The organism is Alkalitalea saponilacus (genome assembly GCF_900168165.1).
GTDB classification, from domain to species: Bacteria; Bacteroidota; Bacteroidia; order Bacteroidales; family Marinilabiliaceae; genus Natronoflexus; species Natronoflexus saponilacus.
On record NZ_FUYV01000005.1, the window covers coordinates 107002 to 121167 of the forward strand.

The window sequence follows — 14166 nt, forward strand, 5'->3', positions numbered from 1 at the left end:
CTTTGTGGTTAAATCTACATTAGAACAATAGTCTCCCAACTTGTGGAATACCGATTGATTCAGAATTTAAAAGATTTATTCAATCACCAATTTTCTTTCGACAAATCCATCTCCTAAATCCAAAACCAGCACATAAATGCCTTTTGAAAGATTTGAAACATTAAGTGTAATGGAATTGTCATTGAACTTTTGTGACAGCAATTGTCGACCGGCTGTATCGTAAACAGATGCTGATAAAACAGCTTTTACGGATTTCACATGAACGACACTTTGTACCGGGTTGGGATACACTGAAAAGTCACCATAGTTCTCAAAATCTGCCCCATCAAATCCAACCGGAAAAGCGCAGCTATGCACAGAAAACACAACTGGAGTTTCATTAATTACGAAAGCATTAGCCGTAGCCGTTGTTGCTGCAATTGTTAATGTAATAATTGATGAATATATCAGCTCAGATGTAGAAAAGCTGAGCGAAGTATTCAGACAGGAATTTCGCTTGTGAGCATTTACTTCCAAAAGCTCTATCTCAGTATATCCATCGCCATTGGTTAAATAACCCAACAATAAGAAAACATTTAAATCCCCAATTTCTTCCCTTGCAATGGCAATATCAGGATAATAGACCAAAGGCATTTGGCCATTCCAGAAATCATATTCGTCGCTGGTGGCGACCTGATGATTCAAATTATAAAGATAAGCAGCTCCAACCTGGTCACCAGTGGATTTTTCAAACTCAAACAGAAACGGGTTGGTTTCGTTTATGGTTACCCCATCGTTAAACGATCGGGCATAACCGGCAATGACTAAATTGTCGGGATCATCTAAAGACTCCATGATTGAAAAGCCATAATAATTCATATCGGCTTCTGATTGTGCCATGGCGTACCATGATTTGGAAGTTACGATGTTTCCTGTAGAATTATCGAAAGCAGTAACTGCAAACATGTGGGTATTTGAATAATTAACCAACATGAAAACCTCGTCAGCAATAGCATCGTAATAAGCATCCACACTCACATCGTTGGAATTGCCAAAAAGATAACTGCTGTCCCATATCAAGTTGCCTTCAAAATCAACTTTACAGGCCAATACAGATTGCCGGGCAAACCCGGCCTGACTTGCGCCAATTATACTTCCGGTGAGGACGAATCCGTCTGAAGTTTCCACTGCGCCATTAATAAGATCGTAACTCCACGTACTGCCAGGTATCTCCGATTCAGAATCAATCACCCAAAGCACATCCAGATTGCTGTCCAGTCTTAAAACAAAGCCGCCATTGGAACAAGTTCTATCAAACGAATAACAATTGCTATAGAATCCTGTTACCAGAATTCCATCATTGGCAAGACCATCTCCCGTGGCATCGCTGTTTGTTGCTATAATTTTTAATCCTGTTGAGTGATTAGACGTTCCGTCTATTTGATAATATTTACTATCCAATACATCCCCATTTGACGCATCTATTTTAGCAATCATCGTTAATTTTTGTCCTGCCTGATCTATTGAACCGGTAATATAAATGTATGTATTATCGGCATATACATCTAAAACACGAATACTTAAAGTTCCACTGGGGTATGTTCTGCTCCAAACAATTGAATTTGATGCATCCAATCGCTTCAGAGTCAACTCATAGGTGCTAACTGAAGAATCAAAGAGATTGGAGGCCACTACCACATCTGAACTTCCATCTGTAATTTGAGCAAGATTAATGTCGCTGGCATGAGTCTGATTGACATAAAAGCTTCTTTGATCCTGGCTATAAGCGAGGTGAATAAGCAATAGCAATAAAGAAAATAGTAGATTTTTTTTCATAATGATACCGTTTAGTTTTATACAACTATTAATAAAAGTGTTGCTAGCATTTGCTTAATAAAAATAAGCATATGCCAGCTTCATTTGAATCAGTATAAATTAAACAAGTCTTGAGAAGCAATTGTTCGAATTTTATTTCACTATCTATCAATCAGTAATACAACCGAATTAGTCCGTTATTCGAAAGCAGGAGAAAACGCAAGGAGTGAACCATCCGCGATGCAAAAGGGGAAATTTTCAACTATGTATCATCTATTGTGCGTAATTATTGAATGATTACTTTTTCAATAATCCTTATGTTGTTTTCCGTGATAATTTCAATTAAATAGAAACCACGCCCAATAGAAATTACTCCTTTATTGGAATTGCTTATATGGGATTTAACACGTCTTCCGGTAAGATCATAAATATTAATGCGCTCAATAATAGAAGAGTCAATTGAATAATGTATCTGATTGTTTTTGGAATAAATTGAAATTGGCGGTTGTATGTAGTAATGCGGTAAATTTGAAGGAGTACTTTTAGCTGCTTCAATTATGAATTGCAACCCCAGTTTTGCAAATTTTGCAGCATGCAGAGAATTGCCCATAAAACTGTAGGTATCATTGATTGTGTGGATATTGGGATTACTCTCGTCCAATTTAGCTTCAAAAGGAAAGGCTGCTTCATATCCGGCTTCGGACCAACTGTAATTATCTGAACAACCATAATTGCAAATGGTTGTTGAATATTCAATTTGATGTTCTCCGGTTGAATTATAATAGTCCATTAGCTCCATCAGAAAACTATTGAGGTTGGAACTGTTATAAGAGTCGGTCATTAAATAGACATCTTTTGTTGACCCCTTATAATTGGTCATATCAAAATTTACGTAGGCGATGACGTTTTTATCTTTCTCCCGATAAGAGGAAGCAATTTCAGCAGAACCTATCAGCCCAACCTCTTCGGCAGAATAAGCCATGAACTCAATGGTTTTGGCAGGCACATAATTAATCTCAAATAAAATTCTTGCAACTTCGGTAATGGTGGCCACTCCTGATGCATTATCATCGGCTCCCGGGGCAAGCCCATTGTTTGGTGGAACCGTAGAATCCAGATGAGCACCAATTATAACAATCTCATCAGGTTCATCTGAACCGGGAACGGACATGATGACAGAAGGCATTGGCGAGGATGTGTGTTCAAAAAGTTCCACTTTGATATCATCCCTGCCTGCAGTGAATGCCATATCCTCCCACATATCTCTTAAATCAATGGCTGATTGCGTGGCGCTCTCTTTGGTGTGAAATCGGGTTCCATAGTTTTCAAGCAATATGATGTGGTCTTCAATGTTGATGGGGTCAACAAGATCAATAGCCAAATTGACTAAATCCTGTTGGCTTATGGTAAAGTTATACGTTGAAGTGATTTTTAATGGCCATTCCTGTATGGCTGCCAAAGCATCTTCACGGCTCTGTCGATAAACGTAGCCCGGACCGATAGATTGTCTGATTTCCTGGAGATATGAAACAGCCGCTTCGGAAATATAGACCGCTGTATGAAAATCATTTGTACCTATTATTTCAATTTCTGAAGGATGATCGCTAGCTAGAATTGCGGCATCTTGCGGTGCAATAGTAGCATAAATAAAATTACTGCTTTGAGCGGTAGTTGTTTCGCATATTAACAGAAAACACATCGATATGATCAGAACTCTTGCTTTCATAATTTCAGTTTAAAAAAAATCTATAACTATAGAAATCAACCATATAAATTAGAAGAAAGATACTTATAAATAACTATAAGATTCGCATATCGCACAAATTATTGTATTATAAAATTATTCAGGGTAAACAAAACGCCTGCTAAAGTTTATAATAGGGGCTCTACTAATTATCACTTTGCAATGTTCCTGACCATGCCTCTAAAAATCCAATCGTGAAACGGATATATCATGTACCAGTAAAGAATGCCCATAATACCTTTAGGTTTGTAAATTGCAGTCTGACTAAGTTCATTTCCATTAATTTCGAACTCCAACCATGCATCCCCCGGTAATTTCATCTCGGCATAAAGAAGGAGGCGCTTCGTGCTCTGGTTTACATCCACCACCCGCCAAAAATCCAGAGTTTCTCCGGGCTGCAGCTCATATTGGTTTTTGCGTCCACGTCGCAAACCAACTCCACCTACCATTTTATCGAGAAAACCGCGAAACGCCCACAACCTGGTGGCAAAATACCAACCTGTTGATCCACCAATGCGCATAACTTTTTCCCACACACGTTCTGGATCATCAATCCTTCTGATGTGGCGTACACTCAGGCATCCATCTTCAGGAATTGCCTTTAATCGGGCAATTCCGGGTTGAAGGGCATTGCCTGACAGGGCATCGATCCAACTGGAGGTGACTCGGCCATCCTCAATTTCTTTGATGGCCAACTTTACGGCATCTTTATACGAGATAAGTGAAATATTTAGGCTTTCACCCAATTGATGAGGACGACAAACTACATCAATTTTCATGCTGTTGACCAGATTCACCGCTAACTTGTAAGATGTGGAAGTGATAAAATAGAGCCAATAAGATGACAACCGGGGTGACATGACAGGAACTGAATAGACCCATCGGCGGAGACCTCTTGCAGAGGCATATTGCAACAGCATCTCTTTGTATGTTAAAACATCGGGGCCTCCAATATCAAACGACTGATCGTAGGTTTTTTCATTTGCCAATACCCCCATCATATACTCCATGACATTTTGCATAGCTATGGGTTGCGACTTGGTACTTAACCAGCGTGGTGCAATCATCACCGGCAATTTTTCAACCAAGTCGCGCATTATTTCAAAAGAAGCGCTTCCGGAGCCAATTACAATGCCGGCTCGAAGAGTGGTGAGATGCCAGGAACCTTTTTGTAAAATCTCTTCTACCTCTTTACGGGAAGATAAATGGCGGGACAATTTTTCCTGATTTGCAATGCCACTTAAATAGATCACTTGTGTGACTGATGTGAGCTGCATTTGATTAGAAAAATTGCGTGCCGCAATTTTTTCGAGTTCATCAAAATTCTTTGTTGATGCAGACAGAGAATGAATCAAATAATAAGCTACATCAATATCATCCGGAATGACCTTAACAGAATCCGCATCAAGGAAATCAATTTTTAAAACTTCTATTTGTTCCTGAGGATAGATATCAACAGCAAACCGATCAGGATCACGCACGCAACAGAAAACATGATATCCTTGGTTGAGCAACAAAGGCAACAATCTTTTCCCAATGTATCCATTGGCACCTGTGAGTAGTATTTTCATGATGCGTTTAAATATAAAATATTAAACGCAGGAGTACATGAAAATGTTTGGATGACAGCAGAATTGCATTAAAAAGGATAAGATAAAACCTCGAAAGACAGGAAGGTCACGAGGCTTCTGAATTTTTTAATTTATTCGTCTGACTCTGAATTCTCCATCTGTGACAATTAAATCGCTTTGTTCATCTGCCTTTAACACTCCGCTAAATTTCCCGGTCACGACAGACTGCGATAAACCGGTGATTTCAACTTGTGCATATACATCAACGCCACCAGAGCTATACAAAATCCCTGTTGGTGCCGAATAGTGAAGAATGACTCCTGTAACAACATCATTAGTAACACCATACCCACTATAAATTCCTTCAATTATTGGAGAATCATGGTAAATTTGTAATCCTACATTGGTTATTGCATCATTTGCGCCAGAGATGGTTGCGGTGTGGAATTGCCCAGATTGTCCAAAACCTGCCGTAAGAATGAGCTGATTGGTGAACTCGACTTTTGTCCCATCAGCATTGAAGCGAATAAAAAAGATATCCTCATCTTTGTCTCCATCACTGGAACAAGCGGAAAATATCAGGAACAGCAGCGACAAACTCCAAAGTTTAAGCTTTAAGACAGCATGGATGATTTTGGCTGTTTTCATTTTACTTGGTTTAATAACGAAGTAAAATTATTCTCAGAAAAACCAGAAGTCAATACCGGATTCTGATTAAATTCATACAGTAATTGTATGCAAATAGTTTAATCAATTATCCTCAGCGTACCATTCAGCAAAAGAATTTGCTGTTTCGTGAAGTTTCAGGCTAAAAAGGCTAACTTCTTTTGGAAGTGCATTTTTTAGTCGTTGAGCAAAATCAATGAGCATATTTTCGCATGTTGGCTGATAATCAACCAAAAAATGCCGTTCGCCCATCTGACCCATCTGCTTGATGATTTCGGGAGAAACCATATTACTCACAACAATAGAATGATCAAGATCCTTAACAATTTCGCGGTTTACAATCGCTTTTAGGTCGCCAAAATCCATTACCATTCCCAGTTTTGTATTATCCTGATCGGAAATTGGTTCACCAATAACCGTCACCTGAAGAATGTATGAATGCCCGTGAATATTCCTGCACAATCCGTCGTAGTTCCAAAGAGCATGTGCCATTTCAAACCGAAACTCTTTGGTTAATCTTATTTTTGCCATCTCTACAAATCTAAATCTCTACTTTAAATTACCAATGTTAAATACTAACTGGCAGAGCATTTACTAACGCAATCAATAATATTTCTTAAACTTTCGTGTTTAAGAAAATAGAACGTATTCTTTCCATCCCTTTGTGACGCGAGTACCCCTTTATCTTTTAATATGCCAAGATGGTGTGATGTGGTACTTTGTTCAATATTGAGCAGCTGATGTATTTCGGTAACGGTTAATCTTTTCCCATCCTCAAGGTGTGATAGAATGGCAATACGCATTGGATGCGCGATGGCTTTAAGCATACTGGCTGCTTTTTCCAATATTTGGGGATCCAGATCTTTGATTTTCATTGTTCTCTGCTTTTACATACGATGCCTATGCATCGTATTTTGTTATGGTACTGATATATATCTTAAATCTTTAATAGCAATGCAACAACAATTGTAAATTGTTGTTACATTTAGGAATGCAAATATATGAAGAAATTACATATTAAATATGCAACCTCTTAAAATATTTATATAAATGCATGTATTTCAAAAAGAGAATCGTTAACAAATAATAAAAACAAAATTTAAGAAATAAGTATGTTACAATTTCTTATTTTTGAACAAAATATATTGAGAAGTAATGAGTGTTTCATCAAGGATAAAAGCCCCTATAAAGAAAGAGATGCAGGATTTTGAACCCTACTTCAAAACCCAGCTGAACTCAAAAATACCGTTATTAAACATCATCACCAACTATATTTTGCGTCGGAAGGGCAAACAGATGCGCCCCATGCTGGTGTTTTTATCTGCAAAACTTAATGGGCAAATAACCGATGCAAGTTTTACCGCAGCCGGACTAATTGAACTTTTACACACTGCAACATTGATTCATGATGATGTGGTTGATGAAACTTATCAACGACGTGGGTTCTTTTCGATAAACGCACTTTGGCGTTCCAAGATCGCAGTTTTGGTGGGCGATTACTTTTTATCGGTAGGTTTGATCAGTGCACTGAAGACCAAACAAATAGGCGTTCTTGAAGTGGTTTCTGATGCAGTAAAAGAGATGAGTGAGGGAGAACTTCTTCAGATCGAGAAGTCGCGACAGTTAAACATTACCGAAGAAGAATATTACGAGGTGATTCGAAAAAAGACAGCCACACTTATTGCTGCTTGTACCAAAGCAGGCGCTTACTCCGTAAACGCCGACGAGGAGCATGTTGAGAAAATGTACAAATTTGGAACATACCTCGGGATGGCGTTTCAAATAAGAGATGATCTTTTAGATTATGAAAAAACCAACCTGGCCGGGAAGCCTACAGGGAATGATCTTAAAGAGAAAAAAATCACACTTCCGTTACTTCATGTCTTAGGCAAAATGGAAAATGGCGAGAAGAAAAAAATTCTTCGCACCATTAAAAAAGATCATAAAAAGGAGAAAAAAATTGCTCCCATCATGCAGATGGTAAAAGAGAAGGGCGGAATAGATTACTCCAGACAAATGATGAGTGAGTATAGGGACAAAGCCCTTGAGATACTATATACCTATCCGGTTTGCGAAACACGTAATGCCCTTGAAGAGCTGGTTCATTTTACCACTACTCGCAAAATATAAAAGAGGCTGTCCAAAAATTTCCCTTATCTTTCAAATCGTAAATTACACGTTAATAATTCACCCCTAAATCCCCCAAGGGGGACTTTAAGCCTCCCACTTGGGGGAGGTTTGGAGGGGTGAAAGCAAGGTTGTTTTAAATTGTAAGTATTGAATATTATTAACAGACTTTTTAGACCGCCTCGCTTCAAAATTGCGCGATTCATTAATCTACCGAAGTACTTGCGATAATATTATCTAACACACTTCTTTTAACTTTAAATGCTGTACCGTGCCTTGTGCCAGGAGGGAAGGAAACTTGATCGGTAATTTCAGTCCAATTAACTAAATCTGGAGAGGTTACAGCACCCATTCTTCTATCTCTGTATATATCAAAATAAACAATCCAATTTCCATCGATGTAAAGAGATGTAGGTCCCTCAGCCCAATAATTACCATGAATTACATCTCCAGGTTGCGAGTAGGGTCCGGTAAGATTTTCAGATCTAGCAACATGCAGGCTCTTTGCAGGGGGGGTTCGTGTTTCATCCTTTAAAAACATAATAAACTCACCTTCGAAAGGAACAATATGAGAATCAATAACATTAAATCCTGGTTCATAAAGAATTTTAGTGTCGCTGAATTCTTTAAAATCAAGCGTCGTTACGTAGTACATGCGATGGTTTAATCCGTTATCTTCAGGCACCCAGGTTTCGGGAAAAGCACCTTCTATTGTAGTAGCCCAATAAATCATATATATGCCCTCCTTCTCACAATAAGTGATCTCCGGTGCCCAACAGTTTCTTGCATTTTCTTCGTGCTCCATAACAGGAATATATTTTTGCTCCGACCAGTTAAGCAAATCAGGAGAATTGGCATAACCAATTCCTCTTTCGGCCCAACTTACAGTCCAAACCATATGATATAAACCATCCGCTCCCTTTATGATACAAGGGTCTCTCATTAATTGATCGCGTCCGGCCGTTGGTTTCAGAAAAGAATTGCCATTATTGAGCTCCTTCCATACTAGTCCGTCCTCACTCCACGCGAGATGTAAACCGTCTCTACTGTCTCCTTTGAAATAACTAAAGAGATAAACATGGTCTTCTGTTTCCTGTTTGCTACATCCATTTAAGGAAAAGCTGATTAGTGTAAGGAAAATAATAAATAATTTCATAAAAGAGTGTTTTAATAAATACTATCAAGATTATAATATAATACTACTTTACAATAACTTGTTGACAATCATTTTAACTATAGAAATATTTCGGTAATAGTTCTCTTATAGTGCATGATATATTTGAATTATGATATACAACAGTTAATAAAAGCAACAAATGTTAAAATTATAACTTAATACATGATTTAAATTAACACAAAATGATCTTTGGTGTGCACAAAATGATCCTAGAAATATTTTATAGGCTCAGGCAGCCCCTCGGCTCTCTTAATTGCAATGATTAATTCATTGGCCAATCGGCTTGCTCCTATCCTAAAAAAGTTGTTATTTACCCAGTTTTTACCCAATACATTTAATTGAATATCGTGGTAAAGCAACGCATCATCAACAGTTGCAATGCCGCCGGCAGGTTTAAAACCAATCATCTTACCTCTCTTCTTATGAAAAGCTTTAATGGCATGCGTCATCACCCAAGCAGCTTCAGGCGTAGCAGCAGGACTCATTTTACCGGTGGAAGTTTTAATAAAGTCGGCACCAGCCTCCATGGCAATTAAAGATGCTTTCCAAATTGATTCACTGTCGGGTAAAGCACCCGTTTCGAGAATAACTTTAAGATGTGCATCACCCATCACCTGTTTTATTTCAAAAATTTCATTCCCCACAAATTCATAATTTCCTTCGAGGAACTCTCCTACAGACATAACAATATCAATTTCGTTGGCGCCGAAGAAAATCGCTTTTTTTGTCTCCTCTTTCTTGATATCTAAAAATGTTTGTGATGATGGAAAACAAGCTGATACTACTGCGCGATTAACTTTCATGTTTTTTAAACGCGTTGCCAATACAGAAGCAAACACAGGATAAACACATACAGCTGCAACATCCGGCATATCGGGAAAGCTGGATTTGAATTGTGCAACTTTGTTACAAAATTCATCAATATCACTACTACTATCAGTTGTATTTAAACTTGTTAAATCTATACAACTAAACATATTCTTTAATGTTTCAACATTTATTTCTGACGATGCTACAAAATCAGTTTTAAAGTCCGGGAAGGCTTTAAAATCTTCGTTGAACTCAGCAAACAATGGAAGCATATCCAATTCATTTAAATCCATCATATCTATTTCAATTTAGTATTGTTTTTATGTCTGGAACCATCCCTCTTGGTTTTTTTATCCAGGTTATCAATCAAAGCCTTTTCGAGATCAACTCCAGTTTGATTTGCCAGGCACAATAAAACCCATAAAACGTCAGCCATCTCATCCGGAAGTGAATCAGGACTTTCATTTTCCTTAAAGGATTGATCTCCGTATTTACGGCTCATGATGCGGGCAAGCTCTCCGGTTTCCTCCATAAGAATGGCAAGATTAGTCATTTCAGAAAAATATCTAACCCCATATTTATTAATCCAAATATCAACTAATTGTTGTGCCTCTTTTATAGTCATAGTTTACATCCTGTTTTGAGAATCCATCAAAATGGTAACTGGCCCATCGTTGATGAGATTAATTTTCATATGAGCTCCAAATTTACCACTGGCAACCGGTTTTCCAATGAGTTGAGTCAATAATTCTACAAAATATTCATATAACGGAATGGCATGTTCGGGAGGTGCAGCATCTATATATGAGGGCCGATTACCCTTTTTATAACGGGCATGAAGCGTAAACTGACTTACAACCATTGCTTCTCCCCCGATTTCCACTAAAGAATAATTCATAACACCGTTCTCATTATCAAATATGCGTAGTCCTGCCACTTTTTTGGCAAGCCACTGAACATCTTCCTTACTGTCCCGATGCTCTATTCCGCACAAAATCATCAAACCCTGTCCAATTGAGGATATTAACCCAGTATCATCAGAAACTTCTGACTTGTTAACCCTTTGAATGACCAATCGCATAAACTATTCAAATTATCCATTATTGAGAAAATACATTTATCAAATACAGTTTTAAAAGAATGGTTTCATCATTAAAACTACCTAACATCTAAAATATAGAATATATTTGAATTAGAAAAAATAGCAAAGCATTCCTAAACCGAACCATTGATATAATTGTTAGATGAGATTAGCATCACTATTTGAATAGGTCGTTAGTCCCGAATGCCTTGGAATTGAATATTAGATAATGAGCACAGGCAAGTTCCGCCTAACAATATTAAACTAATGCAATAGCTGGTATTAAGTATATTTCATGTTTGATAATCAAATTAATTAAAAAGATTAACAAGCTATCATAAATTCAAACCAGAATTCAAAATAAGATAATGAATACCAATACGCTGTCCATCATCAGTAAAAGTAAAGATCCGGCATTTAACCTTGCGACTGAGGAGTATCTGTTAAGACAAAAAACAGAAAACATTCATTTTTTCTACATAAATCGTCCTTCTGTAATTATTGGAAAGCATCAAAATGCACTGGCAGAAATTAATTTAAATTACCTGCAACGTGAAGGAATTCCCCTATTTAGAAGACTATCGGGTGGCGGAACTGTTTATCACGATGAAGGAAACATAAACTTTTGCTTTATAAAAAATGGTGAACATAATGATTTAGTGAATTTTAAAAAGGCAACTGATCCCATTGTTACGGTATTAAATGATTGGGGTATTCCGGTACGACACGGTGTGAGAAATGATTTGCTCATTGATTACAAGAAAATATCAGGTAATGCCTGTCACGTTTTCAAACGACGAGTGATGCATCATGGAACACTTCTATTTAACTCCAATCTGGAACATTTAACCTTTAGTTTAAAAAGTGATCCCGGAAAGTTCCGAGATAAAGCAGTAAAGTCGGTGCGAAGTGAAGTAATGAATATTTCTGCTATATACAATGAAGCCATCGAAGCATCTGACTTTTTAAATAAACTAGAGTCACAGATAAGATTTAATAACTCAAATACTGTACTATACGATTTAACGTATAAAGAAATAGATGAAATCAACAAATTGAAAAAAGAAAAGTATGATACCACAGAATGGAACTATAGTTATGGCCCTGCATATGAATTTTCAAAAAGAGTTAGGTTGAAAAAAGCTGTGTTTTCAGTAAAAATGAAAGTTGAAAAAGGGAAAATCAGAGATTTACAAATTCGAAGCACAAAAGAAAATGAGGAACTCTGCAAGTTGATTACTAAAAATTTAATTGAAATATATCATCAAAAGGAAGCCATTAGTCATGCTCTTACACAGAATTTATCCATTACAGAATTTGAAGTATCTGAAATTACAGATCTATTCTTTTAAAATGATATGACTAATCTCCTGCCTTCTTGAAAAACTCAATCAGTGAATTTGCTCTTTTAGATCCCACAACTTTATGCAAATCATCGACTGAGGCAGATTTAATTCCATTGATTGATTTAAATTCCCTCATCAGATCTTCTATACTTTTGGGTCCTATTCCTTCTATTTTTTCGAGTATTGATTCATATGCCGCCTTACTTCGCTTTTGTCGGTGAAATGTTATACCAAACCTGTGAGCTTCGTTACGTAAGTTTTGAATCAGTTTCAATGTTTGGGAGTTTTTATCAAGATAAAGTGGAATGGGGTCACCGGGCCGAAATATCTCTTCCAGCTTTTTTGCAATGCCAATGATGGCAATACGGTCGGATAGATTTAAACGATTTAACGCTTTTACAGCTGAACCCAATTGACCTTTCCCCCCATCAATAACGATTAATTGCGGAAGCGGTGAACCTTCATCCATTAAACGCCGATAGCGGCGTTCAACAACCTCTTCCATAGAGGCAAAATCATCAGGACCCTCTACCGTTTTAATGTTGAAGTGGCGATAATCCCGTTTTGAAGGTATACCGTTTTTAAACACCACACATGCAGCAACCGGAAATGAACCCTGGAAGTTTGAGTTATCAAAACATTCTATGTGTACAGGAAGTTGCTTAAGTCTTAGATCCGCCTTAACATTTTCGAGTAAACGGATATGTCGTGGTGTATTTTGCCTATTGGCATCCTGCTTAAGTTTCTCCAGCCGATAGTATTTGACATTTCTCTCAGACAATTCCAGTAGCTTTTTTTTATCCCCTATTTTTGGAATAACAAATTCCACATTTTGCAAAGGCACTTCAGGAATAAAAGGGACAATGATTTCCCTGGAACTACTCTGCAATCTCTCGCGAATTTCTGTAATGGACAGGGAAAGAAGTTCAGAATCGGTTTCATTAAGCTTCTTTTTTAACTCAATGGTATGAGCCTGAATAATTGCTCCATTTAATACTTTTAGAAAGTTGACATAGGCAGACTTATCATCACTAATTATTGAGAAAACATCTACATTATCAATTTTGGGGTTTACGATGGTAGATTTACTTTGAAAACCTGATAATAAATTTAACCGCTGTTTGATATTTTCAGCTTCTTCAAATTTATATTCATCTGCAAGTTTGAGCATGCGCTCTTTCAAATATCGGATCACAGATCCGATATTTCCCTTTAGTATGTTCCGGATATCAACAATATACTCCAAATATTCCTGTTCTGTTTGTAATCCTTCACAAGGAGCCTTGCAATTTCCTATATGAAATTCCAGACATCGTTTGAACTTTCCCTGAGTGATATTATCCTGAATAAGATTTAAGCGGCAAGTTCTGATAGGATATAAATGCCTAAAAAGGTCAATGAGTGAACGAACCAACATAACATTGGTGTAAGGGCCAAAGTACTGACTCCCATCCTTAATTAATTGCCGGGTTTGATATACGCGTGGATAGGGCTCGTTGCGTATCACAATCCACGGAAAGGATTTGTCATCTTTTAAAAGAACATTGTAACGTGGTTGATATTTCTTTATGAGATTGTTTTCTAACAACAGGGCGTCCTCTTCACTGTCCACTACTATGTGCCGGATATCTCGAATCCGTTTAACCAAAACCCTGGTCTTACCATTATCAGGTTCGCGATTAAAATAGGATGCAACTCGTCGTTTGAGATTCTTTGCCTTTCCAACGTAAATAATTTTACCTGATGTATCAAAGAACTGATAAACTCCAGGGTTATTCGGCAAAACAGTAACCAGTTCGCGAAGTTCATCAATATGTTCATTCAGGTAATTTATCTCCATAGAAAATAAA

13 protein-coding genes are annotated in these 14166 nt (G+C 37.4%); 2 read left to right on the forward strand and 11 right to left on the reverse strand.

Translation table 11 applies throughout. The features are described 5' to 3' along the window. Positions 1–75: 75 nt before the first annotated feature. From B5X70_RS06115 to B5X70_RS06140, 6 genes are all read right to left on the reverse strand, one after another. A complete protein-coding gene (locus tag B5X70_RS06115; protein ID WP_079557016.1) occupies positions 76–1815 on the reverse strand; it encodes a T9SS type A sorting domain-containing protein in 1740 nt (579 codons plus the stop codon). Between the two features lie 265 nt (positions 1816–2080). Beyond that, the gene (locus B5X70_RS06120) at positions 2081–3520 is read right to left on the reverse strand and encodes a M20/M25/M40 family metallo-hydrolase (protein ID WP_079557017.1); all 1440 of its coding nucleotides are present in this window, start codon (positions 3518–3520) and stop codon (positions 2081–2083) included. Positions 3521–3690: 170 nt separating this feature from the next. Then, entirely contained in the window at positions 3691–5109 is a 1419-nt protein-coding gene (locus tag B5X70_RS06125) for an SDR family oxidoreductase (protein ID WP_079557018.1), read from the reverse strand. Positions 5110–5235: 126 nt separating this feature from the next. Then, a complete protein-coding gene (locus B5X70_RS06130) occupies positions 5236–5757 on the reverse strand; it encodes a hypothetical protein (protein WP_079557019.1) in 522 nt (173 codons plus the stop codon). A 102-nt stretch (positions 5758–5859) separates the two neighbouring features. Next, positions 5860–6306: a 6-pyruvoyl trahydropterin synthase family protein gene (locus B5X70_RS06135; RefSeq protein ID WP_079557020.1), complete on the reverse strand. Its 447-nt coding sequence runs from the start codon at positions 6304–6306 to the stop codon at positions 5860–5862. Positions 6307–6350: 44 nt separating this feature from the next. Continuing rightward, complete coding sequence (locus tag B5X70_RS06140) at positions 6351–6650, reverse strand: ArsR/SmtB family transcription factor (protein WP_079557021.1); 300 nt, start codon at positions 6648–6650, stop codon at positions 6351–6353. Positions 6651–6930: 280 nt separating this feature from the next. Here B5X70_RS06140 and B5X70_RS06145 point away from each other — a divergent pair, with 280 nt between their 5' ends. Further along, positions 6931–7905, forward strand: coding sequence for a polyprenyl synthetase family protein (locus B5X70_RS06145; RefSeq protein WP_079557022.1), 975 nt, complete (start codon positions 6931–6933; stop codon positions 7903–7905). Positions 7906–8107: 202 nt separating this feature from the next. On the opposite strand, the gene B5X70_RS06150 is transcribed toward B5X70_RS06145, so the two are convergent. The 4 genes from B5X70_RS06150 to dtd all read right to left on the reverse strand — a co-directional run bounded on the left by B5X70_RS06150 (position 8108) and on the right by dtd (position 10970). Next, positions 8108–9058 (reverse strand): glycoside hydrolase family 43 protein, encoded by a 951-nt coding sequence (locus B5X70_RS06150; protein ID WP_079557023.1) that lies wholly within the window; start codon positions 9056–9058, stop codon positions 8108–8110. Between the two features lie 230 nt (positions 9059–9288). Further along, positions 9289–10185 carry a deoxyribose-phosphate aldolase gene (deoC, locus tag B5X70_RS06155; RefSeq protein ID WP_232468428.1) on the reverse strand — a complete coding sequence of 299 codons (897 nt, stop codon included), beginning with the start codon at positions 10183–10185 and terminating at the stop codon, positions 9289–9291. A 2-nt stretch (positions 10186–10187) separates the two neighbouring features. Next, positions 10188–10514: a nucleotide pyrophosphohydrolase gene (locus B5X70_RS06160; protein ID WP_079557024.1), complete on the reverse strand. Its 327-nt coding sequence runs from the start codon at positions 10512–10514 to the stop codon at positions 10188–10190. 3 nt (positions 10515–10517) lie between these two features. Continuing rightward, positions 10518–10970 (reverse strand): D-aminoacyl-tRNA deacylase, encoded by a 453-nt coding sequence (gene dtd / locus B5X70_RS06165; RefSeq protein WP_079557025.1) that lies wholly within the window; start codon positions 10968–10970, stop codon positions 10518–10520. A 368-nt stretch (positions 10971–11338) separates the two neighbouring features. On the opposite strand from dtd, the gene B5X70_RS06170 reads away from it, so the two are divergent. Then, positions 11339–12322 carry a lipoate--protein ligase gene (locus tag B5X70_RS06170; protein ID WP_088328594.1) on the forward strand — a complete coding sequence of 328 codons (984 nt, stop codon included), beginning with the start codon at positions 11339–11341 and terminating at the stop codon, positions 12320–12322. A gap of 10 nt (positions 12323–12332) precedes the next feature. Here the strand turns inward: B5X70_RS06170 and uvrC are convergent, their stop codons facing one another. Beyond that, positions 12333–14156, reverse strand: a complete 1824-nt coding sequence (gene uvrC, locus B5X70_RS06175; RefSeq protein WP_079557027.1) for an excinuclease ABC subunit UvrC — start codon at positions 14154–14156, stop codon at positions 12333–12335. Positions 14157–14166: the final 10 nt, after the last annotated feature.